General features: G+C 62.9%; 17 protein-coding genes. 9 read left to right on the top strand and 8 right to left on the bottom strand.

All coding sequences use genetic code 11. The features are described 5' to 3' along the window. The first annotated feature begins 19 nt into the window (after nucleotides 1-19). The 7 genes from tadA (at nucleotide 20) to betA (ending at nucleotide 10,187) form a co-directional block, all read left to right on the top strand. Complete coding sequence (tadA, locus tag V5738_RS12180) at nucleotides 20-511, top strand: tRNA adenosine(34) deaminase TadA (protein WP_423821074.1); 492 nt, start codon at nucleotides 20-22, stop codon at nucleotides 509-511. 70 nt (nucleotides 512-581) lie between these two features. Then, nucleotides 582-1,739 (top strand): isocitrate/isopropylmalate dehydrogenase family protein, encoded by a 1,158-nt coding sequence (locus V5738_RS12175; RefSeq protein WP_423821073.1) that lies wholly within the window; start codon nucleotides 582-584, stop codon nucleotides 1,737-1,739. A 111-nt stretch (nucleotides 1,740-1,850) separates the two neighbouring features. Further along, a complete protein-coding gene (locus tag V5738_RS12170) occupies nucleotides 1,851-3,113 on the top strand; it encodes an aspartate aminotransferase family protein (RefSeq protein WP_423821072.1) in 1,263 nt (420 codons plus the stop codon). 203 nt (nucleotides 3,114-3,316) lie between these two features. Then, entirely contained in the window at nucleotides 3,317-3,523 is a 207-nt protein-coding gene (locus tag V5738_RS12165; protein WP_423821071.1) for a hypothetical protein, read from the top strand. Nucleotides 3,524-3,998: 475 nt separating this feature from the next. Then, the gene (locus tag V5738_RS12160; RefSeq protein ID WP_423821070.1) at nucleotides 3,999-6,410 is read left to right on the top strand and encodes a mechanosensitive ion channel domain-containing protein; all 2,412 of its coding nucleotides are present in this window, start codon (nucleotides 3,999-4,001) and stop codon (nucleotides 6,408-6,410) included. A gap of 626 nt (nucleotides 6,411-7,036) precedes the next feature. Next, nucleotides 7,037-8,503 carry a betaine-aldehyde dehydrogenase gene (gene betB, locus V5738_RS12155; RefSeq protein ID WP_423821069.1) on the top strand — a complete coding sequence of 489 codons (1,467 nt, stop codon included), beginning with the start codon at nucleotides 7,037-7,039 and terminating at the stop codon, nucleotides 8,501-8,503. Between the two features lie 22 nt (nucleotides 8,504-8,525). Then, nucleotides 8,526-10,187 (top strand): choline dehydrogenase, encoded by a 1,662-nt coding sequence (gene betA / locus V5738_RS12150; RefSeq protein WP_423821068.1) that lies wholly within the window; start codon nucleotides 8,526-8,528, stop codon nucleotides 10,185-10,187. A 48-nt stretch (nucleotides 10,188-10,235) separates the two neighbouring features. On the opposite strand, the gene V5738_RS12145 is transcribed toward betA, so the two are convergent. Then, nucleotides 10,236-12,008: an SLC13 family permease gene (locus V5738_RS12145; protein ID WP_423821067.1), complete on the bottom strand. Its 1,773-nt coding sequence runs from the start codon at nucleotides 12,006-12,008 to the stop codon at nucleotides 10,236-10,238. 225 nt (nucleotides 12,009-12,233) lie between these two features. Here V5738_RS12145 and V5738_RS12140 point away from each other — a divergent pair, with 225 nt between their 5' ends. Continuing rightward, nucleotides 12,234-13,925, top strand: a complete 1,692-nt coding sequence (locus V5738_RS12140; protein ID WP_423821066.1) for an NAD-dependent malic enzyme — start codon at nucleotides 12,234-12,236, stop codon at nucleotides 13,923-13,925. A gap of 157 nt (nucleotides 13,926-14,082) precedes the next feature. Here the strand turns inward: V5738_RS12140 and tmpT are convergent, their stop codons facing one another. The 4 genes from tmpT to V5738_RS12120 form a co-directional block, all read right to left on the bottom strand. Continuing rightward, entirely contained in the window at nucleotides 14,083-14,739 is a 657-nt protein-coding gene (tmpT, locus tag V5738_RS12135; protein ID WP_423821065.1) for a thiopurine S-methyltransferase, read from the bottom strand. Beyond that, nucleotides 14,736-15,440 (bottom strand): glutathione S-transferase, encoded by a 705-nt coding sequence (locus tag V5738_RS12130; RefSeq protein WP_423821064.1) that lies wholly within the window; start codon nucleotides 15,438-15,440, stop codon nucleotides 14,736-14,738. The genes tmpT and V5738_RS12130 overlap by 4 nt, the downstream gene beginning before the upstream one ends. A gap of 86 nt (nucleotides 15,441-15,526) precedes the next feature. Next, a complete protein-coding gene (gene dinB / locus V5738_RS12125; protein ID WP_423821063.1) occupies nucleotides 15,527-16,612 on the bottom strand; it encodes a DNA polymerase IV in 1,086 nt (361 codons plus the stop codon). A gap of 182 nt (nucleotides 16,613-16,794) precedes the next feature. Next, nucleotides 16,795-17,751: a sugar-binding transcriptional regulator gene (locus V5738_RS12120; protein WP_423821062.1), complete on the bottom strand. Its 957-nt coding sequence runs from the start codon at nucleotides 17,749-17,751 to the stop codon at nucleotides 16,795-16,797. A 200-nt stretch (nucleotides 17,752-17,951) separates the two neighbouring features. Here V5738_RS12120 and V5738_RS12115 point away from each other — a divergent pair, with 200 nt between their 5' ends. After that, the gene (locus V5738_RS12115; protein WP_423821061.1) at nucleotides 17,952-18,737 is read left to right on the top strand and encodes an SDR family oxidoreductase; all 786 of its coding nucleotides are present in this window, start codon (nucleotides 17,952-17,954) and stop codon (nucleotides 18,735-18,737) included. Between the two features lie 92 nt (nucleotides 18,738-18,829). On the opposite strand, the gene V5738_RS12110 is transcribed toward V5738_RS12115, so the two are convergent. The 3 genes from V5738_RS12110 to V5738_RS12100 form a co-directional block, all read right to left on the bottom strand. Next, nucleotides 18,830-19,594 (bottom strand): SDR family oxidoreductase, encoded by a 765-nt coding sequence (locus V5738_RS12110; RefSeq protein WP_423821060.1) that lies wholly within the window; start codon nucleotides 19,592-19,594, stop codon nucleotides 18,830-18,832. Between the two features lie 47 nt (nucleotides 19,595-19,641). Further along, nucleotides 19,642-21,159: a xylulokinase gene (locus tag V5738_RS12105; RefSeq protein ID WP_423821059.1), complete on the bottom strand. Its 1,518-nt coding sequence runs from the start codon at nucleotides 21,157-21,159 to the stop codon at nucleotides 19,642-19,644. A gap of 78 nt (nucleotides 21,160-21,237) precedes the next feature. Further along, on the bottom strand, nucleotides 21,238-22,533 hold the full coding sequence (locus V5738_RS12100; RefSeq protein ID WP_423821058.1) for an NAD(P)H-dependent oxidoreductase: 1,296 nt from the start codon (nucleotides 22,531-22,533) through the stop codon (nucleotides 21,238-21,240). Nucleotides 22,534-22,550 lie beyond the last annotated feature (17 nt).

The following is a 22,550-nucleotide window of genomic DNA, read 5'->3' as shown; positions in this document are numbered from 1 at the left end:
GCCCACGCTGTCCTTGTCGATGTCCGAAACACCGATGCCCGACGATGCTCGGGCAGCCGATCGTTATTGGATGGGGCTGGCCCTCGATCAGGCTCGTGCGGCCGAGGCCGCCGGCGAGGTGCCGGTTGGCGCGGTAGTGGTCCGCGATGGAGTCGTCCTGGGGTACGGGCGCAACGGCCCGATCGAAGCCGCGGATGCCACTGCGCATGCCGAGATCGCTGCGATCCGCGCGGCCTGTCGTATGGTCGACAACTACCGACTGCCGGGGGCGACGCTGTACTGCACGCTGGAACCTTGTGCGATGTGTGCCGGAGCGATCGGCCATGCCCGTATCGCTCGCGTGGTCTATGGCGCCGATGATTTTCGGGCCGGGGCGGTGCATTCGATATTCCAGGTGCTCGACGAGCCCCGGCTCAATCATCGTGTGGCTCATACCGGGGGCGTACTGGCCGAAGCGAGCGCCGATCTATTGCGCGTGTTCTTCCGTGCACGGCGCGCAGCCCGACCATGATAGCCGGGGTTGGCGCCCGGCACGGCTTTCGTCTATAGGCGTGACGAACATGCGGTGGTAGCCTCGCTGCATGACTGCGAAAAAGACATGGCGAGTCGCCGTTCTGCCCGGCGACGGAATCGGCCCGGAAGTCGTTGCCCAGGCCACGCGTGCCCTCGATGCGCTGGCGGCGGCCGACGACGATCTGGATATTGACTACGACACCTTCAACTGGCCTTCGCACGCTTGGCACGAAGCGTATGGCGAATCGGCCCCGGCCGATTATCTTACGCGGCTGGCCGACTACGATGCGATCCTGCTCGGTGCGCTCGGCGATCCCGGGCCGACCAGCCATCCCGATCGCTATCTGTTGTCGGACTCGGATTCGCTGGCGCCGTTGCTGGAAATCCGCAAGGGGTTCGATCAGTGGGTTTGCGAGCGGCCGGTCCGGCGTCTCGAGGGGGCCCCGCAGTATCTGGCCGATCCGCGAGCCGACGACATCGACATGCTGGTCATTCGCGAAAACAGTGAAGGCGAGTATGTGAACCAGGGCGGTCGGCTGGCGGCCGGCACGCCAAACGAAGTGGTCACCCAGACGGCGGTGTTCACGCATCGGGCCACCGAGCGCATTATTCGTCATGCCTTCGAACAGGCCCAGGCACGAGCGGCCCAGCGTGGCGAGGAAGGACGCGAGCGCCAGTTCGGCGCCGGCCAGCGTGCCAGCCAGGTCTGCCTGGTGACCAAGCGCAATGCCCAGAAATTCTGGGGCGATATGTATACCGAGATGTTCGCCAAGATTGCCGAGGATTACCCGGACGTCGCCACCCACCACGAGCTGGTCGATGCAGCTTGCATGAAGTTCGTCTCCCACCCTTGGATGTTCGATGTGGTGGTGGCTTCGAACCTGCATGGCGATATTCTGACCGATCTCGCCGCAGTGCTGAACGGTGGTATGGGGGTCTCGCCTTCGGCCAATCTCAATCCCTCGGATCGTTCGCGCCCGCCGATGTTCGAGCCGACCCACGGCAGCGCGCCGGATATCGCCGGCCAGAACAAGGCCGGGCCGGCTGCCATGCTGCTGACCGCAGCAATGATGCTCGATTGGATGGGCGAAGTGGATCCGGCCGCGGCCCGAGCGGGTACGCGTCTGCGCGCTGCGGTGAGCCACGATCTAGCCGCCCATGCCGGGGATACGCGGGCGACCGACGCCATAGGCGATGCGGTCCTCGCAGGTATCCGTAACGCCTGAGTCCGTGCACGGCCAGTACGCGTACTGCACTCAATCTAAAGTCGATTGCAACCGCCGCGCAGGCAGTCTAGCCTCGCGGCATCCATCGAACCCACAGCCAGGAGAACCGCCATGACGGCGAATCGCACCGGTAACCTGTCCCCTCTGCTCAAGCAGGCCACCGACGTCTACGCCGAGCGTGGCGAGGGCTGCTATCTGTTCGATACCGAGGGCAATCGTTATCTGGATTTTACCGCCGGGATCGGCGTCACCAGTACCGGGCATTGTCATCCCAAAGTGGTCGCAGCCGCCCAGGAGCAGGTCGGCAAGCTGATCCACGGTCAGTACACCACCATCATGCACAAGCCGATCCAGGATCTATCGGCCCGCCTCACCGAGAAGATGCCCGGCAAGATCGACACGGTCTTCTATGCCAGCGCCGGCTCCGAGGCTGCCGAGGGCGCGATGCGGCTGATGCGACATGCCACCGGCCGACCCAACATCGTGGTCTTCCATGGTGGATTCCACGGCCGCACCATGGGCGCGGCTTCGATGACCACTTCGGGCACCGCGTACACGGCCGGCCTGCAGCCGCTGATGGGGGGCGTGATCGTCGCGCCGTTCCCGAACACCTTCCGTTATGGCTGGTCGGAAGAAGCGGCGACCGATTTCTGCCTGCGTGAGCTGGATTATATCTTCGACACCATCAGCGCGCCGAAGGACACCGCCGGCATGCTGATCGAGCCGATCCAGGGCGAGGGTGGCTTCGTGCCGGCCAACACCAAGTTCATGCAGGGCCTGCGCGAGCGTGCCGACCATCACGGCATGGTGTTCGGCGTCGACGAAGTTCAGGCGGGCTACGGGCGCACTGGCCAGTTCTGGTCGCATAGCCATTTCGACGTCGAGCCGGATATCGTGATGACCGCCAAGGGCTTGGCCTCCGGTTTCCCGTTATCTGCCTTTGCCGCACCGCGCGGTCTGATGGAAAAAGGTTGGCCCGGTTCCCAGGGCGGCACCTATGGGGGCAATGCCGTGGCCTGCGCGGCTGCACTGGCGACCCTCGATGTCATCGAGGAAGAAGGCCTGGTAGAGAACGCGCGCGATACCGGCGATCACCTCAAGCAGCGCCTGGAATCGCTCAAGGCCGACCATGAATGCATTGTCGATGTTCGCGGCAAGGGCTTTATGATCGGCGTCGAGATCCACAAGGATGGCGAGCCCGATGGCGATCGCGCCGAGCGCATCGCCAAGGCCTGTGAAGCCGATGGCCTACTGCTGCTGCGTTGCGGCCCGAAGAAACAGGTGATCCGCTGGCTACCGCCGTTGGTCGCCAGCCGCGAGCAGATCGACCAAGGCGTCGATATCTTCGCCAAGGCACTCAACGCAACGGCCTGATCAGCATTCGGTCGGAGTGATCCCACAAACCGCCGGTCGCCTTTGCGATCGGCGGTTTTTTTTGGTCGATGCGATGAGGATCGAACCTTGAAATCGAAGCCGATGCGCTGTCGGGGTTCGATGCGATGGGCGTATCGAAAACGTCACAATCCGGTCATCGATCGGCGTTAGATTGGGGGAGATTCTTGTCAATATGCCGTGCTATGTTGCTGTCCGCGCAACTCGACCGTCGCCTGCCCTCGCTGCGGCGCATGCTTTGGGCCATTGCTGCGGTGGCCTGTCTGATCGCTGCTTTGCTGCATGCGAACGACCATGTTTCGTCGCCGCCTACGGTGGCGGTCCAGGGGGTGGCCACCGAGGTGGGTGATTTCAGCTCGGCTGCCAAAGGTTTCGGGCATGATCGATGGTGATCGCCGGTTCCGGCCACGGTGCGAGGGTAACGTTCGCCAAGCCTAGGGTCTGACAGGGCCGGGCGTGCGATCGCTCTCGTTCGGCCGGGGTGCCGTGTTGCCGGGGCGTTCCGTTAGGTCGCCCCTATGCTGCTACGCGCCTTCCTGAATCGGTATGCGCCGCCATGCGCCTCGTTCGATGCTCTAAAGCGTTGGGCGTCAATGTCTGGGAGATATCGGTCGCCGCAGCATTCGGGCCGCGGCCGGGCCATGTCCTGACATGCTCGCTTGGACTGCAAGGATAGGCCGTAACAGCTAGAACGCCAGCCGGTGTTCAATGGCCTATGGATTTCTTCAAATAATCGCGAGCGATTGTTTGCACTACCACATGTCGGCATCATACCGCTTTCAGTTTGAACCCTTAGGGGCGTTTCTCTCGCGGCGATCGCGTTGCAGACGCGTTCACAAGGCAAGTCGCGGAAAAAGGATTGTGTCCATGGAGCAACACGATGCGTCGTCTGCCATGGCTCGTTTGATGCGGGTCTTTATCGGCTTTTCCCTGATCATGGTCATGTTGGCCGCGCCGATGGCTCAAGCGCAGCCCTCGGCCAAGCCGAGCCAGGAGACAGCCGAGCAATCGGTCTCACTGGACCAGTTGGCCAATCTGTTGGAAAACAACAAGACGCGAAAACAGCTGATTCAGCAGCTGCGTCAGGCCGCAGCCCACGAAGGACAGGGCGCCGTCGCGGAATCGCCCGAGGCCAAGGCTGGCGATACGCCAGCGGCTGCCATCGAAGCACCTGACCAAGCCGAACAGCAAAAGGCCGCCTCGGAGAAGCGGGTTTCCTTTGCCCGGCGATTCGCGGAAATCACGGCCTCCTGGTCAGAGACGATAGGCGCTCGTATCGGTGCGGCCTGGAATGTCGTGGTGGACTTGGCCAAAAGCGGCAACGCCCAGCACAGCGCGGTCTCGTTTAAGGCGAGCGTGTTTTTCGACGCATTGCTGATGTTCGCGATCGTGGTGGGTGCGACGCTGGTCGCCTTGCTCGTGCTGCGCTTGCTGGCCAGTACGATCTTTGCCGCGATCGGGCGTTTCGCCGCACGCGGCAAGAGCGGTAGCGGCTCGTTGGTCCGTCGGAGTTCGGCGATTCTGGTCGGGATCGTGGTCGATATCGTGGTCGTGTTGCTGGCCGGTGGGGCAGGCTATATGGCTGGTCTGTATGCGATCGGCGACAACGGCACGATGGGCACCCGTGAATCGCTATTCATCAATGCCTTCGTGCTGGTCGAGCTGGTCAAGGTCGCCATTCGGGCCTTGTTCGCGGCCCGCTACGACAGTCTGCGCCTGCTCAATATCGAATCGAGCATAGCCGGCTGGTGGAGTATCCGGCTGCGCTGGTTCGTCGGCGTGATTGGTTACGGCCTGCTGGTTGCCGTGCCGATCGTCAACGCGCAATTGTCGTTCTTCCTCGGCGCGGTGCTGACGTTCCTGGTTATGGGCGCGGCCTATGTCTATGCGCTCAAGGTCATCTTCTCCAACCGCAAGCTGTTGACCGAGCGGCTCAAGCAAAAGGCCGAGACGGCGTCGATCGGTTTCTTCTCGGTGCTGTATCGCCTGTTCGCTCGGCTTTGGGTGCTGCTGGCGGTGATCTACTTCACCTGGCTGTTCGTGGCCAGCCAGATCGATCCAGCGGGCGCGTTGCCGTTCATGCTTTCGGCCACGATTCAGACGGCGCTCATCGCCGGTATCGGGGTGGGGCTGTCCGGGCTATTGTCGCGGGCGATCGGGCATCGCATGGTGTTCCCGGATTCGATTCGGGACAAGCTTCCGATGCTGGAAGCCCGGGTGAACTCCTATGTGCCGACTGCGCTGAAGGTGATCCGCGTGGTCATCATGATCGTGGTGATCGCGATGATCGCCAACGCCTGGACGGTGTTCGACCTGAACGGCTGGCTCAGCTCGAGTGCGGGCCTGACCATGCTCTCGGTCTCGGCCAAGGTGACGCTCATTCTGGTGGCCTCGGCGCTGCTGTGGCTGGTCGCTGCCAGCGTGATCGAGCATCGGTTGAGTCCGAACACCGGCCGCGGCGCGCCCACGGCTCGGCAGCAGACCTTGCTGGTGTTGTTCCGCAACGCGCTGGCGATCCTGATCGCGACCTTCACGATCATGATCACGCTGTCGCAGATTGGGGTGAACATCGGGCCGCTGATCGCGGGTGCTGGAGTCTTCGGTCTGGCGATCGGTTTCGGCGCCCAGAAGTTGGTCCAGGACATCATCACCGGCGTGTTCATCCAGCTCGAAAATGCGATGAACACCGGCGACGTCGTGACCGTAGGTGGGGTGACCGGGACCGCCGAACGCCTGACCATTCGCTCGGTCTCGATCCGCGATATCGACGGTGCCTACCACATCGTGCCGTTCTCTTCGGCCAGTGTGGTATCGAACTTCATGCGCGACTGGGCTTATTTCCGTACCGAGTACGGCGTTGCCTATCGCGAGGATATCGATAACGCCATCTACTATCTGCGCGAGGCATTCGATGACCTCAAGACCGATCCGGATCACGGCCCGAATATTCTCGAGGACATGACCGTGCCCGGGGTGACGGCGCTGGCCGATAGTTCGGTCAACATCCGGATCATGATTAAGACTAAGCCGGGGACGCAGTGGGGCGTCGGGCGTGCCTTCAACCGTTTGGTCAAAATCCACTTTGATCGGGCCGGCATCGAGATTCCGTTCCCACACCAGACCCTCTGGTTTGGCGAGGATCGGCACGGTCATTCGCCGGCGGCCAATGTACGGTTGCTGGAAGACGGCGAAGAAGGCGCCGACACGGAGTATCGGCCGAAGCGGCGTCGCCGTGGCGACGATGCCGCGCCGGAAGAAACCGGCGACGCCCCGTCCTAGGCGATCGCCTGCCGGCAACGCCCGAGATCGCGAGTCGATCACGGGCGTTGCCCTCCGGTATGGGGCCGGCGACTTCGGTGGCCTAAGCGGTTTGATCGATTTTTGACCAATGCTGCGCCAACCCCTGCGACCTCTGGGATTGCGGTGGTTCACGCATAAGTTATGCACAGGCTTGTCCAGCGTCTTTGTGAAAAACTGCTCGGTGGCGACTGGCACAAGACAGCTAAGGCGAGTGGGTGAATGTCTGTGCTCGCAACCATCCAACCTGGATTCCGGTGTCGAGCTTTGCGTAGGGCTTCGGCGCTATGGCTCGGCAAGGCCAGGCGCTGAATATCGGACCTCGCACGGGTCGGAAGGCGTGGCATGCTCGTGGCCGATTTGCTCTGCGAACCTGTTGGGAGATCGGCTCACTTCGGCGAGCCGAACACAGCGTGGTCAGTCGTTGACCAATCTGCTGCAAGCCCGGTCAATTGGTCGCCTATTACGGGCTCGATCGGGTTGTCCACAAGCTTATCCCCGGTCTGTGTTGAAAACCCGGTGAACGAAGCTTACGCAGACGGCGCGCCCTAGCGTGATAGCATTAAACGGTTTTCAAAACAGTCTATGAAGGCAGGATAACGAGCGGTATGAGCAATTCCGATGCGCAAAAGCTGCTGTGGATCGACGGCGCATACGTCGAATCAGGATCGGGGGGCTTTTTTGAAACGACCAATCCTGCCACCGGTGTGACGCTGGCCCGTGTGGCCCAGGCCACAGCCGACGATATCGATCGCGCAGTGGTAGCTGCACGCGCTGCCCTTGGGCCCTGGAAAGCCAAGAGTGGGGTCGAGCGCGGGCGCATCCTGCATCGGTTGTCGCAGCTGCTGCGTGAGCATCGCGACGAACTGGCCGAGTTGGAAATGCGCGATGGCGGCAAGCCGATTGCCGAAACGCCCGAGGCCGATGTCGACTCCGGCGCAGACTGTCTCGAATACTTTGCCGGGCAGGCGGCCTCGATCCAGGGTGAGTATCAGGAAGTCGACGGCGGCTTTTTCTATACCCGGCCCGAGCCGCTGGGGGTCGTCGGTGCGATCGGGGCCTGGAACTACCCGCTACAGATCGCCTGCTGGAAATCCGCGCCGGCGCTGGCCGCAGGCAATACCATCGTATTCAAGCCGTCGGAGCTGACGCCGCTGTCGGCGTTGCGCCTGGCCGAACTGGCCAAACAGGCCGGTGTGCCGGACGGCGTGCTCAACGTGGTACCGGGCTTTGGCGATGCCGGGCAGGCCATCACCGGCCATGCCGACATCGACAAGATCTCGCTGACTGGTGGCGCCGATACCGGCAAGAAGGTCATGGCCGCAGCCGCCGGCACGCTCAAGACCGTGTCGCTGGAACTCGGCGGCAAGTCGCCGCTGGTGATCTTTGACGATGCCGATCTGGACAACGCCGTCTCCGGGGCGCTGCTGGCCAACTTTTTCACCCAGGGCGAGATCTGTACCAACGGCACGCGTGTATTCGTGCATGAGGCGGTACGCGGAGCATTCCTCGACAAACTCCTGGCTCGCGTCGCCAAGCTCAAGATCGGCAATCCGGCCGACGCCGATACCGACGTCGGCCCGATGATCAGCCCGGAGCACGGCCAGATCGTGCTCGACTATATCCAGGCCGGCAAAGACCAGGGCGCGCAACTACTCACGGGTGGCGAGCGTATCCAGGTCGAGGGTTGTGAACACGGCGTGTTCGTCGCGCCGACCGTATTCGACGGCTGCCGCGACGATATGACCATCGTGACCGAAGAAATTTTCGGCCCAGTGATGTCGGTATTGTCGTTCACCGACGAACAGGAAGTTATCCAGCGCGCCAACGCGACCGAGTACGGGCTGGCGGCTGGCCTGTTCACCCGCGATTTGGAACGGGCCCACCGGGTGATCGGTGAGCTCGAAGCCGGGATCTGCTGGATCAATCACTACAACATCACGCCGATCGAAATGCCGTTCGGGGGCATCAAGGGTTCCGGTATCGGCAAGGAAAACAGCCGTCGGGCCTTGGACGGCTATTCGCGCATCAAGAGCGTGTTCGTGGCGCAAGGCGCGGTTGAGGCGCCGTACTGACTTCAAGTGAGGGTTCGTTCGCATGACTAGCGACAAGAAATACGATTACGTGATCGTCGGCGCCGGTTCGGCCGGGGCCGTGCTTGCCAACCGGCTGACCGAAGACAAGGATGTTTCGGTGTTGCTGGTCGAAGCCGGGCCGATGGATTACAGCATCTATATTCATATGCCGTCGGCGTTCTCCTATCCGATGAGCGGCGATACCTACAGCTGGAATTATCACACCGAGCCCGATCCCTATATGAATAATCGAACCCTGCACTGCCCGCGCGGGCGTGTGCTGGGGGGATCGTCCTCGATCAACGGCATGGCCTATGTGCGCGGCAATGCCATGGACTTCGAGAACTGGGCCAACGATTTCGGGCTCGAAGACTGGCGCTACAAGAATGCGCTGGCCTATTTCCGCAAGGCCGAGGATTTCGACCAGGGCGAAAACGAATACCACGGCGCGGGCGGGCCGCTGCACGTGACTACCGGCCCGGGCCAGAACCCGCTGTATCACGCCTTCATCGAATCGGGCATGGAAGCCGGCTATCCCTATACCTCGGATATGAACGGCTACCAGCAGGAAGGCGTGGGCCCGATGTTCATGACCACCAAGGACGGGGTACGCTGGTCGACCGCCAATGCCTATCTGCGAGGCGGGGTGATGCGTCGGCCGAACCTGAAGGTGATGACCCGCACCTATACCCGCCGGATTCTATTCGACGGCCAGACCGCGGTCGGCATCGAAATCGATCATCGCGGCAATTATTCGAAGATCGAGGCCGAGCGCGAAGTATTGCTGTGTGCCGGTGCGATCAATTCGCCGCAGATGCTCATGCTGTCCGGGGTCGGCCCGGCCGATCAGCTGCGCGCACACGGTATTACGCCGGTGCACATCAACCCCAACGTCGGCAAGAACCTGCAAGATCATCTGGAAGTGTACGTCCAGTATGAGTGCAAGGCCCCGATCACGCTCTACTCGGCACAGAACCCTGCCGCCATGGGCAAGATCGGTGCCGAGTGGCTGCTCACACGAAAAGGCCTGGGCGCGACCAACCACTTCGAGTCCGGCGGCTTCATCCGCAGCGGGCCCGGCGTGGAATATCCTAATCTCCAGTACCATTTCCTGCCGATGGCAGTGTCCTACGATGGCAGCGCCAAAGCCACATGCCATGGCTTCCAGGCCCACGTCGGGCCGATGCGCCCGGAATCGCGCGGCGAGGTGACCCTGGCCTCGTCTTTCCACAAGGCCGCGCCGAAGATCCTGTTCAACTATATGGCCACCGAGCGGGATCGCCAGGAAATGCGCGATTCGATCCGGCTGACCCGCGAGATCATCGAGCAGCGTCCCTTCGATCAGTTCCGTGGCAAGGAACTCGGCCCGGGCCCGGATGCCCAGTCCGATGATGAGATCGATGCCTGGGTGCGTCAGATGGGCGAGTCGGCCTACCACCCGTCGGGCACCTGCGCGATGGGTACCCACAATGAGGCCGTGGTCGACGGCCAGGGCAAGGTCTACGGCGTGAACAACCTACGGGTGATCGATGCCTCGATCATGCCGCGGATCACCAACGGCAATCTCAATGCGCCGACGATCATGATGGCTGAAAAACTGGCGGATGCCGTGCGTGGCCGCTCGCCGGCCGCAGAAGAGCGGCCCTGGTATCAGGCATCGGATTGGCGCGATAACCAGCGCTAATCGGCGCGGTCTATCGACGGACCCACCGGCGCCCGATAGCGGGTGGGTCTAGGCCGAAAATGGCCAGACAATCGGCACGATGATCACGGTCAGGATGCCTACCAGCAACGTAAGCGGCAGCCCCAGCCGCAGGAAATCGCTGAAACGATAACCGCCCGGGCCATAGACCATCAGATTGGTCTGGTAGCCCAGCGGGGTCAGAAAACTGGCCGAGGCGCCGATGATCACGGTCACCGCATAGGGCATGACCGCGGCGTTGGCGCCATGCGCCAGGGAGACCGCGATCGGGAACATGATCACGGCGGCGGCGTTGTTGGTGATCACGGCGCTGATCAGCACCGTGCTGATGAATAGGGCGGTTAACGCGCCGCGGGCATCGGCGCCGGCCAGGCTAGTGAAACTGCCGGCCAAGCCACCGGCCAGCCCTGTGCTTTCGACTGCGCTGCCAATGCCGATCGCAGCCCCGATGGCGATCAGCAACGGCCAGTCGAGGGCACGACGGGCGGTCTCGGGGGTCGTGCAGCGGGTCAGCAGCATGGCGGCTGCGCCCAGCAGCGAGGCCTTGAGGATGCTGATCCAGCCGAACGCCACGGCGAGCACGATCGACGCGACGATCGCCACCGCCATATAACCCTTCTGGTGTTGGGGCGGTTGAGAATCGTCGATCTGGCTGACCAGGAAGAAGTCCCGCGAGTGGCGCTGCTGATGAACGAAGGCGGGCCGGGCTTCCAGCAACAGCGTGTCGCCCGGGCGCAGCACGATATCGCCAATCTTGCGCCGGACGCGTTCGCCATCGCGGGCCACGGCTAACACCACGGCATGATAGCGAGTACGAAAACCACCGGCACGGATGCTACGCCCGACCAGCGGGCAGCTATGCGAGACCACGGCCTCGATCAGCACCCGGGCACGGCGAGGGCTGTCGAGCTTGAAGATCTGCTCGGTGGCTGGCATTAGCCCGCGAATCCGTTGCAGATCGACCACTGAGTCGACGATTCCGACGAATACCAGCCGGTCGCCGGCTGCCAGTGGCTGACGCGGCGAAACGGCCGGCAACAACTGGCCGTCGCGTTCGATTTCGGCCAAAAACATACCGGGCAACTGGCGTAGCCCGGCGGCCTCGATGGTCTGGCCCGGTAGCGGGCCGGCCGGGTCGACCACCATCTCCACACTGTATTCGCGCGGATTGTCGAGGCGGGTCGCGATCGTTTCCCGGCTCGGCAGCAATACCCGGCTCGCGCCGATGATCAGCGCCGTGCCGGCGATCGCCACCGGCAAGCCGATCCAGGCCAGCTCGAACATGCCGAGCCCGTGGCCAGCCTGATCGACCAGCAAGGCGTTGACCAGCAGATTGGTGCTGGTGCCGATCAGGGTACAGGTGCCGCCGAGAATGGCGGCGAAGCTCATCGGCATGAGCAGCTGCGAGATCGGCAGCCGGTTTTTGCGTGCCCAGTCGCTGACGATCGGAATCAGCGCAGCTACCACGGGGGTATTGTTTAAAAACGCGCTCATCAACGTGGTCGGCAGCATCAGCTGGGCTTGGGCATGTCGTACCGATTGGGGGCGGCCGAGCATACGGGCGACCAGAAGTTCGGTAGCGCCGGTGTCGCGTAGGCCGGCGACCACCACATACAGCGCAGCGATGGTGATCAGGCCGGGATTGGAAAAACCGGCCAGGGCAGCCTCCGGCGCTACGATGCCGGTCGCCAGCAGAATCAACAGCCCGCCCATGAGGACCATGTCGGCGGCCAGCGCGCTCATCACCAGCGTGCCCAGTACTAGGGCGATCACGGCCAGCGTGATCAGGGCGCTCAGAGACACGATCGGATCCGTACTGGGGCCGCAGGGCACGGTTCGGAACGGGTCGGTATGCCTCGGCCGGCCGGGCGAATGATCATGGCAGCGAGATCGACGTGCATGGCATGCGAAATCCTAACCCGGTCGGGCTCGTGGCTGCTCGCGGGCCTTCGACGATAGTTGTCGCTAGCCAACGTGGCATGAATGGTTATCCTAGGCGCCAGTCCATACATGATGCGCACGGATTCCATGACTGATCGCGAAAAACGCCCGTTGTATATCCCCTATGCCGGCCCGACGCTGCTGGAAATGCCGCTTCTCAACAAAGGCAGCGCGTTTTCTGCCGACGAGCGGGTCGACTTCAATCTGATCGGGCTGCTGCCGCAGAACGTGGAATCCATCGAGGAGCAGGTCGAGCGCGCCTATAAACAATACAAGGCCTGCGATACCAATCTCGACAAGCATATCTATCTGCGCGGTATTCAGGACGACAACGAAACCATGTTCTTCCGGCTGCTCGAAGAGCATCTGGAAGAGATGATGCCGATCATCTATACGCCGACTGTGGGCGAGGCCTGCGAGCAGTTCTCCGAGATCTATCGCAATCACCGGGGCCTGTTCATCTCCTATCCGGATCGCCATCGCATGGACGATATACTGCGTTCGGCGACCAAGGACAATGTTCGGGTGATCGTGGTCACCGACGGCGAGCGTATTCTGGGCCTGGGCGACCAGGGCATCGGCGGCATGGGCATTCCGATTGGCAAACTCTCGCTGTATACGGCCTGTGGCGGGGTTTCGCCGGCCTATACGCTACCGGTAGTACTGGATGTCGGCACCAACAACCAACAGCTGCTGGACGACCCCATGTATATGGGCTGGCGCCACGAACGGATTTCCGACGAAGCCTATGCCGAGTTCGTCGATCTGTTCGTCCAGGCGGTCAAACGGCGCTGGCCGAAGGCGCTGCTGCAGTTCGAGGATTTCGCCCAGACCAATGCCAATCCGCTACTGGCGCGCTATCGCGAACAGATCTGCTGCTTCAACGACGACATCCAGGGCACCGCCGCGATCTGTGTCGGCTCGCTGCTGGCGGCTTGCAAGGCCAAAAAGGAAAAAGTCTCGGAGCAGCGGATCGTGTTCGTCGGTGCCGGCTCGGCCGGCTGTGGCATCGCCGAGCAGATCATCGTGGCGATGACCGACGAGGGGTTGTCCGACGCCGAAGCGCGTCAGCGCATCTTCATGATCGACAAAGCCGGGTTGCTCACGGACGATATGGAGGGTTTGTATCGCTTCCAGGCCAAGCTGGCCCAGAAGCGCGACGATCTGGCCGACTGGAGCGGCGATCTCGGCGATGATGCGCTGATGACCACCGTGGACAACGCCGAGCCGACCGTGCTGATCGGTGTCTCCGGCCAGCGCGGGCTGTTTTCCGAGCGGGTGATCAAGCAGATGCACAGCCAGTGTAAGCATCCGTTCGTGATGCCGTTGTCGAACCCGACCTCCCGGGTCGAGGCCACGCCAGAAGAAATCCTGACCTGGACCGAGGGCGATGCGCTCGTCGCTACCGGCAGCCCGTTCGACGATGTCGAAATCGGCGATCGCCGGATCCCGATCGCCCAATGCAACAACGCTTATATCTTCCCTGGGGTTGGGTTGGGTGTGATCGCAGCCAATGCCTCGAAAGTCACCGACGAGATGCTGATGGCGGCCTCCCGGGCGCTGGCCGATAACTCGCCGCTGGCGTCTTCGGACCAGGGCGCGCTGCTGCCACCGCTGTCTGCGGTTCGCGATCTGTCGAAGGCGATTGCTTTTGCTGTGGCCAAACAGGCCCAGGAGGACGGCGTGGCGCTGTCGTCGTCGGAGGAGGCGATCGAGGCCTCGGTCGAACGTAACTTCTGGTTCCCGCGCTATCGGCGCTACCGGCGCGCGGCGTTCTAGATAGGCGGTATTGGGCTGGCGTGTACCCGGTGCACGCTGCCCAGGCTGCCCGAACACAGGCGAAGGGACCGTGGGTCGCCGGCGTTCCAGCAGACATTAGCGTCGGCGAACTCGGCGGCTGCGTCAGGCGGGCCGGCGGATCGAAGTTCGGGCGCGCTCAGCGCCGTACGATGCGATAGACCGAGTCGCGGGCGTCAGTCAGGCCGCGTTGACGCAGCGGATCGTCTGCAGCCAGGCCGCGTTGTTCGGCCATTAGATCGACATGAGCATAGCGGCCATACAGTTCGCCGACATCCTCGTCGTCGACGCTGAAGGGCGGACCGGTCATGAGCGATGTATCGTAGGCGAGCGTGATCAGCAGTCCGGTGGCGCCGCGGCGTAGGCCGCTCATCAGATGGTCGACATAGGCCCGCCGTGTATCTTCGGGGAGCGCAACGAGGGCCGCGCGATCATAGAACCCTTCGAAGCGCGCCAGTTCTGCCGGGGCGAGATCGAATAGGTCGCCGACCAGGATCTCAATGCGCTCGCCGGCATAGGCCATGAACGGGCCACGGCTTATTCGTCGATAGTCCAGCCCCGACTCAGCAAAAAAATCCCGGGCGGCGATGTCGCTGAGTTCGATGCCGGTCACGCGATGGCCGCGTTCGGCTAACCAGACCATGTCCTGCGACTTGCCACACAGCGGCACCAGAATACGACTGGCCGGGACCAGATCCAGCGCCGGCCAATGTTTTTGCAAAAGCGGCTGGCCTTGCGGTTGGTGGAAACCGATCTCGCCGTGGGTCCAGCGTTCGAGCCAGAAGTCCTGAGTCATTGAACTGGCCTGTCGAGCTCCGGGTAGTATCGAAATAAGCCGTCGCTGTTGAAGGCGATGCAACGATCGCTGTCCAGATAATCGCGAATCCGCCGTCGGCGGGCGACGCGGTCGCGCAGCCGGCGCAGCCCCGGTATCTCTTGTTCGCCCATGGCTTTCGGAAAGGCGAATTTCAGCCCATGCAGTACCAGAAACAGCGACAAATCCAGGGTAGTGCAGCGTTCGCCCAGCAGCCATTCGTTGCCATACGGATTCTGGTCGAGCGTACGTTCGAAGTAGTCCAAAAACAGGGGCAGGCGATCGTCGAGAAACAGCCGGCTGGCTCGTTGTGCGGCCTGCTGCTGCTCTTCGTAGTACAGGCTAGGGCCGAGCGGGTGATGGGTCGCATGGATTTCGGTCACCAAATCGGTGATCGTCAGCTGCAATTGGTGCATACGCCGGAAATCGCGCTCTTCGGCGGGCGCCAGCCCCAGCGGACGGCTGATCCAGGTCAGGATATGGGCGACATGCGACACCGATTCGCGCTCATCGGCCAGAATCGGCGGCGCGAAGTGCTCGCCGAAATGGAGCATTTCGGCTACTGCGTTCGCGCCTCGCTCGCGACCGACGTCGGTATACGGTGTGCCGGCATCTTCCAGGGCCAGCCGAATGAATTCGCCGCGGCCCGGGATGCTGGGCCAGTAATAGAGCCAATACGCCATTGATTCGACTGTTTTGCGACCTAGACGAACTATCGCAGCAAAGCCGCGGCCGCTCGTCAAACCAGGCAGCCGTATGCCATGCATGCTTAGAACAGTGTGGTCTGCTGCATGCCGCTGTCATCCTCGACGAAGCCGGACAGACCCACGCCCACCAGGCGATAACGTTCCTCCGGATCGCGCTCGACGCGATCGCGCAGTGCGCAGGCGATATCGGCCAGCTCGAGCGCCGAAGCCGGGGGCGCGAGCGGTGTATAGCTGCGGGTGAGAGTCTGGAAATCCGACGTCTTGAGTTTGAGCACGATCGTACGGGCAACCCGCGAGGCCTTGCGCTGGTAGTTGTTCCAGGTTTTGTCTGCCAGGCGCTGGATATGCGGAGCCAGCTCTGAAAGCAGCAGATCCTGGCTGAGCGTGTCTTCGGCCGAGATTTGGGCGGCTACGCGATGCGATTTCACCGGCCGGTCATCGATGCCCTGGGCCAGTTCGGACAGGCGCTGACCCCAGCGGCCGAATCGATCCACCAGCACGGCGGGGCGGATCTCGCGCAGGTCGCCGACCGTGGCGATGTTCATTTCGGCGAGCTTGGCGCGCATCACCCGCCCGACCCCATGAATCTTGCCGACTTCCAGATCGGTCAAAAACCGTGCGACTTGATGCGGTTTGATCACAAACTGCCCGTCGGGCTTGCGCCAGTCCGAGGCGATCTTGGCGAGAAATTTGTTCGGCGCGATACCGGCCGAGGCGGTTAGCCCGGTTTCGTCACGAATTGCGTCCCGGATCGCCCGGGCGGTGTCAGTCGCCGACGGCGAGGCGATTAACGGCTCAGTGACGTCCAGATAGGCTTCGTCGAGCGATAGAGGTTCGACGTGTGGCGTATAACGATGGAATATCTCGCGGATTTGGGCGGAAACGGCCTTGTAGCGCGTGAAGTCGGGCGGCACAAAAACCGCCTCCGGACACAACTTCGCTGCGCGCATCGCCGGCATGGCCGAATGGATGCCGAACGGCCGGGCTTCATAGCTTGCAGCCGTGACCACGGCCCGCGGACTTCTTTTGGCCACGACCACCGGCCGGCCGCGCAGTTCGGGGTTATCCCGCTGCTCGACCGAGGCATAGAAGGCGTCCATGTCCACATGAACGATCTTGCGGATGCGGTTCGTGTCGCCGGCACTCATGGCGGGATATATGCCGGTTCGAGCGTTTCTGTGCAACCGTCGTGCCGCCTGGCTGCCGTGCCGAGGCGGCGTCGCAGCCCGGATCGTAACGCTCGCCAATCGAAGGCGCCCCAGCCGCTTCGGTTCGGCGACCGAGCATATCGGGTGGCCGGTCGAAGCCGCACGCCCCGCAGGCGATACGTTTAGCTTGGCTCGGCGTACTGCAGTACCTGGGCAGCGGTGTCGTGGTCCGTGATCACGATATTGGGTCGGGCGAGGCGGAGCGAAGCATACAGCGGCAACGCTTTCTGCGGGCCGCCGCTGGCCATGATCACATTGGGAATCTGTTCCAGCCGAGCCGGATCGAAGGCCGCAACCCGGTGGTTGATCGGGTGATCGACGACGTTGCCCTCGGCATCGATGAAATGACACAGGATGTCGCCGACCGCCCCCCGCTCGACCAGCTCGCGCACCTGATCGCGCTCTAGGAAACCATAGCGGGCAATCGGGGCAGTCAGCGACAGTTCACCCACGCTGACTACGGCCGCATCGACCCGGCTGGCCCGGGCCATGACATCGGACAGTTCGCGTTGGCCCAGCAGCGCGCTTCGCAGCTCGGCGCTGGCGAGAAACGCCGGTGCGGCGAGCACATAGCAGTCGGCGCCGAGCTTGTGGGCGAACTGCCAGGCACACTCCATCGGGTTCAGCCCGCGCGGGTGGGTCAGCGCGCCGAGTAGAGAGACGACGCTGGCCTGCTTCAATGGGCGGGTGCTCATGGCCCGAGTCGCATAGGTCAGGGTGCGTCCCCAGCCGATACCGATGCTCATGTCGTCGGCAAAGAATTCGGACAGGTAGTCGCCCGTGGCTTGGCCGATAATGCGATTGACGTTCTCGGACTCGATCGGGGTGGGCACCACCACGGCGTCCATCAGGCCGAAGGTCTGCTTCAGGCGCTGTTCCAGCGCCAGGCAAGGGGTGTCTTCGGATTGAATCCGAAACTGTACGACACCGGTCTCGCGAGCGGTCGCAAGCAGGCGCGTGGTCTTGACCCGGCTGATGCCCAGACTTTGGGCAATACGTTCCTGGGTTTGGCCCTCGATGTAGTAATACCAGGCCGCGCGGACTGCGAGTTTCAGGTCACGTTCGTCGATTTCGCTCATGAGTATGGTCGTTTGGAGGGCCGCGCCGTGCCATAGCGGCGTATGCGATCGCGCCATCGTAGCAAGCCGGCCAAGAGTCGAATCAGGTTTCGGCACGGGATGGCCCCGTGTCTGCGGGCGACAACTGCCTGGGTCGACCATGGTATGAACAAACATATTATAATATTTTTATATGTTCATAAATCAGATGGAGGAGAGATATGCAACGGTTCATCGATAAGACAGTCGTAATCACCGGCGGTAGTCGCGGGATCGGCCTAGGGATTGCCGAGCGGTTTGCCTCGGAAGGCGCGAATATTGTGCTGAGTTCGAACGAGGAACTCGTGCATGAAGCCGCGGATAGGCTATGCGAAAAATACACTGCCGAAGTGGTAGGGCACGTCACAGATGTGACGAATCGACAGCAAGTCATCGAAATGTTCGATGTCGCTGAGCGATCATTTGGTGCGGTTGATGTCGGAGTGTTCAATGCTGGGATCATCACGATCGCCCGGCTCGAAGATATGACCGAAGACGAATGGGACCGTACGCTCGAGGTGAATACCAAGGGCGTGTTCCTGTGCTGTCAGGAAGGTGCGGCTCGCATGCGGCGTACCGGCCGCGGTGGGCGACTGATCAACGCTGCCTCGGGCCAGGCCCGCCAGGGGTTCAAGTACACGCCGCACTATGCGGCCAGTAAGTTCGGTGTGGTCGGCGTAACCCAGAGTCTGGCGCGGGAGCTCGCGCCCGAGGGCATCACTGTCAACTCGTTCTGTCCCGGCATTATCGAAACCGATATGTGGGCCTACAACGACCAGGCCTGGGGCCGTCTGCTGGGTGACTATGGCCCGGGTGAGCTGATGGCCGAATGGGTGCAGGGCGTGCCCATGGGGCGGGCCGGCCAGGCCAGCGATGTGGCCGGGCTGGTGACGTTTCTCGCTTCCGAGGATGCGGTCTATATCACCGGCCAGGCGATTAATGTCGACGGCGGGCTGATCATGTCGTGAGGCCATAGCAGCCGGCCCGTGAGGCTGTCATGGGCCGGCCCAGGCTTGGGGCACGGGTCGCGTTCGTTCGTGCGCGCGGCAGTGCGCGGTGCTCACCAGCAGACGAAACCACCATCGACGACCAGATCGCTGCCGGTGCAAAACGACGACGCGCGGCTGGCGAAGAATACCGCGGGGCCGATCATTTCCTCGACCTCGGCCAGCCGCTGCATTGGTGTCTCGTCGGCGAATTGTTGGCGCTGGGTGGCGACTTCCGGACGCTTGTTCATCGGGCTAAGCGTGTAGCCGGGGCTGATCGCATTCACGCGTACGCCGCGATCGCACCATTCGGTCGCCAAGCTGCGGGTCAGATGGCTGACTGCGGCCTTGGAGGAATTGTAGTGGGCCTGGGTCAGTCCGCGATTGGCGATCCAGCCCGACATCGAAGAAATATTGACGATCGAGCCGCCGCCGTTGCCGAACATGGCCCGGGCCTCGACCCGACAGGATTTGAACAATCCGGTGTAGTTGGTATCGACGACCTGCTGCCAGGCCTCGATCGGCATGTCTTCGGCCGGATAGGCGCTGGCGATGCCAGCCGAATTGACGGCAACGGTCAACGGCCCGGCCTCGGCCTCCAGGGTTTCTACGGCAGCGGTGAGATCCTGTTCGTCAGTGACCGAGCCGGTCAGCCGGATCGCCCGGCGGCCTAGGGCCTCGATGCGCTCGATGGTCTCGGCCAGGCCGGCGCTGGTGGCACGGCTGAAGCAGCCGACATCGGCGCCGGCCTCGGCCAAACCGATCGCTATCGCCTGGCCGATGCCGCTGCCGGCGCCGGTGACCAGGGCGGTCTGTCCATCCAGTCGAAACATATCCATAACGTGCTCCATTGATCCAGTGGACCAGTTGTCGCCTGCCAGGCAGGTCAGCCTTCGCCAGTGCGGCGAAATGCCGACAGTCGGTGCGTAATATCCGAAACCGCTGGGTACAGATCGGCATAAATCGGTTTGAGCTGGTCGTAGCGTGCGACGTGGGCCGGGTTCGGCTCGATTCGGTCGCCGTCTTGGCTCATGGCGTTCGCGGCGGCGTGGAAATCGTCGAACCACCCACTGCCGACAGCAGCCGCGATCGCGGCCCCCAGGCAGGGTGGCTCGGCAGTGGCGGCCCGTACCACCGGTTTGTTCATCACGTCGGCCAGGATGCGACAGAGCAGATCGCTCGCGGCCACGCCGCCGAGCACCGCGATTTCGTCGATATCCCGTTCGCTGGCGTTGAGAACCGCAGTCGTGGCTACCCACTGTTCCATGGCCAGCCCCTCCAGCAGGGCACGATACATCGCGCCATGGCCATGATCGCCGGACAGGCCGATCAACGCGCCGCGGGCGGATTCGTCCCAATAGGGCGACATCACGCCGCCCCAGTAAGGCAGCAGCAACAGGCCGTCGGCGCCGATCGGCGTATCGGCGGCAGCTGCTTCCAATGTCTCGAGAGTGGTTGCTCTAGGATCGGTGCTCCCGAGTGTGTCGCGCAGCCAGTTCACCAGGTGGCCGCAGGTGCGTAGGCAGGTTTCGAGAATATAGCCCTCCGGCACCGGAGCGCTCATGGTGCGATAGGCAGGGCTGGGTCGATATTCATCAGCCATGATCCCGGATACCGCCCCGGTGCCGAGCGACAGATAGGCTCGGCGTCGATTCAAGACATTCACGCCCAGGCCCGCGTACTGGCCGTCACCGCCACCGGCGATCACCGGCAGGCCAGCGGCCAGACCGGTGGCTTCGGCAGCCTCGGCGGTGAGTTCGCCGACCGGTGCGCCCGGGGCGACCAGGCTCTGGAGTTGGTCGGGCGACAGATCGAGTGTGTCGAGTAACGGTTGGGACCATTGCCGTGAGGCCATGTCGAGCAGGCCGAGCGGATCGGCACTAGCCCAGCTGGTGGCATGTCGGCCGGTCAGCCAGCGGTTGAGATAGCCATGCACATCGACCACACGCGCGGTTTGTGCATAGGTCTCGGGTTCGTGGCGTCGCAGCCAGTGCAGGGCGTAGAGGGCCGGCGTGGGATCCGGGTCCTTGCCGGTGATGCGACGGATCTCGTCGGCCCCGAGCGCCTCGCGCAGCTGGCTGACATCCTCCCGAGCGCGTTCGTCCAGCCAGAGAATGGCCGGGCGCAGCGGTTTATCGTCGGCATCGAGCAAGACAAAGCTTTCACGCTGATGCGTGATCGACAGCGCGGCGACACGTCGGATATCGATTCGGCTGCTGATGTCGGCCAGCGCATCGCGACAGCTCTGCCACCACTGGCGTGCATCCTGCTCGAACTGGAACGGCGCCGGCGTATACAGCTCGATCGGCGCCCGCGCTTCGGCGTGCAGTGTGCCGGATCGATCCCAGACCGTGGCCTTGGTGGCCGTAGTGCTGCAGTCGATGCCGATAACCAAGTCGCTCACGTAGGGCTCCTTTGCTGATCGGCCGAGGCGGGCCGCTAGACTCGCCTCGGCCGGTGCTTGCGATGTCGATAATGCCCGTTATTCTCCGGCGTCCTGGCGCTTGCGCAATTCGACGATCCGGGCGCCGGGCACCGGCTCGCAGTTGTCGTAGGTCAGGTATTCGCCGACAGCGATGGGCTTGCGGACCACGGCGTTTTCGGCCAGCCCGAGCGGCAGGGCATTGTGCTTGCGCGCGTCTTCGCTGCTCACAGCCCAGCCGCGGTAGCTGTATTCGCCGATTTTGTCGAGCGTATCGCCGACCGCGAGATCCTTCTTGGCCAACGCGGCGACTTCGGCGGTCGGCTGGTCCAGCGGCTGCATGTCGGCAGCACCGTAGAGCACCGCCCGTGCGGCACTGAGTGGCACTTCGAGGCTGGTCAGGTGGTAGGGGCGGTAAAAGGTGTAGTAGGGGCCAGGGCCGAGCTTGAGATCGGACATGCGTTCGCGTACCCGGGGGTGGCGCATTTCGGCAATGCAGAACACACCCGGGGAAACGCCTTCGCCAACGCTGTAGTCGACCACGCCGCGCTGGTGCAGCACGCCGCCGTCTTCACGCGGGCAGAGTACGTCCTGCAAATCGTCGAGGCCGGCCCCGGGGCCGTGCATGCCGGCCACGTCTGGGGTCATCCCGGTGGCGTTGGCGATCGCGACCATTTCGATCATGGTCTTCGAGCCGTCGACGAATTCGACCAGCATGCGCGGGTTCATATTCCGGCGCGACGCTTCTTCTTCGTATTCGTGGGGCACGGCGTCAATGCGCAGTGGGTTGTTCTTGCCCTTGCCGGCACAGACGATCGGATAGCCCAGGCTCTGCACGAAGTTGATCAACTCCATGGTCGAGCTCGGTTCGTCGCCGGCGCCTAGCGAATAAACCACGCCGGCGCGTTCGGCCTGACGCTTGAGGAAGGGGCCGATGGTGACGTCGGCTTCGACGTTCATGGTGACGATGTGCTTGCCGTGTTCCATGCCCAGCATGGCCAGCTCGGCGCCGACGCCGGGGTTGCCGGTGGCATCGATCAGCACATCGATACTGGCGCTGCGGCAGATCACCTCGGCGTCCTCGCAGATCGCGATGCGTCGGTTGGCAATGCACTGCTCGACAGCCGACTCGCTGTCTGCGGTCTCGGCATCGCCTGCGGCATGGCCGGCGATTTCGATTGCTTTGCGTGCGGCTTCGGCGCGGACCTCGGCGACACCGGCGATCCGAATGCCGGGCATTTGGGCGACCTGCATCACGATGTCAGTGCCCATTTCACCAGTGCCGATCAAACCGACATTGATAGGGGTGTTCGATGCTTCGCGCTCGCGGAGATCGCTGCTCAAGTTCTGCGACATGATGTCCTCGCATGACG

The sequence above is a fragment of the Salinisphaera sp. SPP-AMP-43 genome, from assembly GCF_049568105.1.
In the GTDB taxonomy this organism is placed as follows: Bacteria; Pseudomonadota; Gammaproteobacteria; order Nevskiales; family Salinisphaeraceae; genus Salinisphaera.
Note: the sequence above shows the minus strand (reverse complement) of the source record. Positions and strands in the feature narration are given on the sequence as shown.

Coding starts and splice junctions, on each gene's coding strand:
- V5738_RS12170 (WP_423821072.1), top strand. CDS start 1,851: ATGACGGCGAATCGCACCGGTAACCTGTCCCCTCTGCTCAAGCAGGCC.
- V5738_RS12160 (WP_423821070.1), top strand. CDS start 3,999: ATGGAGCAACACGATGCGTCGTCTGCCATGGCTCGTTTGATGCGGGTC.
- betB (WP_423821069.1), top strand. CDS start 7,037: ATGAGCAATTCCGATGCGCAAAAGCTGCTGTGGATCGACGGCGCATAC.
- tadA (WP_423821074.1), top strand. CDS start 20: ATGTCCGAAACACCGATGCCCGACGATGCTCGGGCAGCCGATCGTTAT.
- V5738_RS12115 (WP_423821061.1), top strand. CDS start 17,952: ATGCAACGGTTCATCGATAAGACAGTCGTAATCACCGGCGGTAGTCGC.
- dinB (WP_423821063.1), bottom strand. CDS start 16,612: ATGAGTGCCGGCGACACGAACCGCATCCGCAAGATCGTTCATGTGGAC.
- V5738_RS12100 (WP_423821058.1), bottom strand. CDS start 22,533: ATGTCGCAGAACTTGAGCAGCGATCTCCGCGAGCGCGAAGCATCGAAC.
- V5738_RS12175 (WP_423821073.1), top strand. CDS start 582: ATGACTGCGAAAAAGACATGGCGAGTCGCCGTTCTGCCCGGCGACGGA.
- V5738_RS12130 (WP_423821064.1), bottom strand. CDS start 15,440: ATGGCGTATTGGCTCTATTACTGGCCCAGCATCCCGGGCCGCGGCGAA.
- tmpT (WP_423821065.1), bottom strand. CDS start 14,739: ATGACTCAGGACTTCTGGCTCGAACGCTGGACCCACGGCGAGATCGGT.
- V5738_RS12140 (WP_423821066.1), top strand. CDS start 12,234: ATGACTGATCGCGAAAAACGCCCGTTGTATATCCCCTATGCCGGCCCG.
- betA (WP_423821068.1), top strand. CDS start 8,526: ATGACTAGCGACAAGAAATACGATTACGTGATCGTCGGCGCCGGTTCG.
- V5738_RS12165 (WP_423821071.1), top strand. CDS start 3,317: ATGTTGCTGTCCGCGCAACTCGACCGTCGCCTGCCCTCGCTGCGGCGC.
- V5738_RS12110 (WP_423821060.1), bottom strand. CDS start 19,594: ATGGATATGTTTCGACTGGATGGACAGACCGCCCTGGTCACCGGCGCC.
- V5738_RS12120 (WP_423821062.1), bottom strand. CDS start 17,751: ATGAGCGAAATCGACGAACGTGACCTGAAACTCGCAGTCCGCGCGGCC.